Origin of the sequence: Micromonospora wenchangensis (assembly GCF_002210435.1) — a bacterium.
GTDB lineage: Bacteria > Actinomycetota > Actinomycetes > Mycobacteriales > Micromonosporaceae > Micromonospora > Micromonospora wenchangensis.
On sequence record NZ_MZMV01000141.1, the window covers coordinates 1 to 2,027 of the forward strand.

The 2,027-nt window shown below is 64.9% G+C and carries 1 protein-coding gene; it reads left to right on the top strand.

Translation table 11 applies throughout. From position 1 onward, the window contains the following. Positions 1-20 precede the first annotated feature (20 nt). The coding region (locus B5D80_RS32600) for an acyltransferase domain-containing protein (protein ID WP_144081851.1) at positions 21-2,027 on the top strand (2,007 nt) is incomplete at its 3' end.

Here is a 2,027-nt window from a genome sequence, read left to right on the forward strand (position 1 = left end):
GGTCGCGGGGTGTGTTGGGTGTGCGGGCGGTGGTTGTTGGTGGGGATGTGGGGGTGGTGCGGGCGGGTTTGGTGGCGTGTGCGGAGGGTGTTGAGGGGTCGAATGTGGTGGTGGGTTCGGGTGTGTGTGATGGGCGGGTGGTGTTTGTTTTTCCGGGGCAGGGTGCGCAGTGGGTGGGTATGGCGGTGGAGTTGTTGGGTTCGTCGTCGGTTTTTGCGGGGCGGATGGCGGAGTGTGAGCGGGCTTTGGGGTTGTTTGTGGATTGGTCGTTGGTGGGGGTGTTGGGGGATGAGGTGGCGTTGGGTCGGGTGGAGGTGGTGCAGCCGGTTTTGTGGGCGGTGATGGTGTCGTTGGCGGCGGTGTGGGAGTCGTGGGGTGTTCGGCCGTCGGTGGTGGTGGGGCATTCGCAGGGGGAGATTGCGGCGGCGTGTGTGGCGGGGGTGTTGTCTTTGGAGGATGGGGCGCGGGTGGTGGTGTCGCGGTCGGCGTTGATTGGTGGGTTGTCGGCGGGTGGGGTGGTGGGGGGTATGACGTCGGTGGGTGTGGGGGTGGATGTTGTTCGGGGGTTGTTGGAGGGTGTTTCGGGGGTGGAGGTGGCGGCGGTGAATGGGCCGTCGGCGACGGTGGTGTCGGGTGTGGTGTCGGGGTTGGAGGTGGTGGAGCGGTGGTGTGAGGAGCGGGGTGTGCGGTGGCGGCGGGTGCCGGTGTCGTATGCGTCGCATTCTTCGCAGGTGGAGGGTGTGCGGGATGAGTTGTTGCGGGTGTTGGGTGGGGTGCGGCCGGGGGTGTCGCGGGTGCCGTTTTTTTCGACGGTGGTGGGTCGGGTGGTGGATGGTGGGGATCTGGATGCGGGGTATTGGTTTGAGAATTTGCGTCGGCCGGTGTTGTTGGAGTCGGTGGTTGCTGGTTTGGCGGGGGAGGGGGTGGGTGCTTTTGTGGAGGTGAGTCCGCATCCGGTGTTGGTGGGTGCGGTGGTGGAGACGGTGGAGTCGGTGGGTTCGGGTGCGGTGGTGGTGGGGTCGTTGCGTCGGGGTGAGGGTGGGTTGTCGCGGTTGTTGTTGAGTGCGGGTGAGTTGTTTGTTCGGGGTGTGGGGTTGGATTTGTCGGCGTGGGTGCCGGTGGGTAATCGGGTGGAGTTGCCGTCGTATGCGTTTCAGCGGCGGCGTTTTTGGTTGGGGTCGGTGGGTGGGGATGTGCGGTCGGTGGGTTTGGTGGCGGCTCGGCATTCTTTGGTGGCGGGGTCGATGCGGTTGGCGGATGGGGATGGGGTGGTGTTGACGGGTCGGTTGTCGGTGCAGTCGCATGGTTGGTTGGTTGATCATGTGGTGGGTGATGTGGTTTTGGTGCCGGGGGCGGCGTTGGTGGAGTTGGCGGTGCGGGCGGGTGATGAGGTGGGTTGTGATCGTGTTGAGGAGTTGACGTTGCATACTCCTTTGGAGCTTCCGCGGCGTGGTGGTGTGCATTTGCAGGTGGTGTTGGGTGGTCCTGATGGTTCGGGTCGTCGGGGTTTGGGGATTTATTCTCGGTTGGATGATGCGGGGGTGGATGTGCCGTTTACGCGTCATGCGAGTGCTGTTTTGGTGGGTGGTGGTGGTGCGGTGGTTGGTGGTGTGGTGCCGTGGCCGCCGGTGGGTGCGGAGGTGGTGTCGGTCGAGGGGTTTTATGAGGGGTTGGCTGAGGCGGGTTATCGGTATGGTCCGGTTTTTCGGGGGTTGCGGGCGGCGTGGTGTCGTGGTGGTGAGGTGTTTGCGGAGGTGGTGTTGCCGGAGGGGGTGGAGGCGCAGGGGTTCGCGTTGCATCCGGCGTTGTTGGATGGTGCGCTTCAGGCGATTGCGTTGGTTCCGGGGGTGGTGGCGGAGGATCGGCCGCGGTTGCCGTTTGCGTTTACGGGTGTGGAGGTGGGTGCGGTTGGGGCGACGGTGTTGCGGGTGCGGTTGGTGCGTGGTGATGACGGGTCGGTGAGTGTGTCGGCGACGGACCCGGCGGGAGTGCCGGTGGTCACCATCGAATCCCTCATCACCCGACCG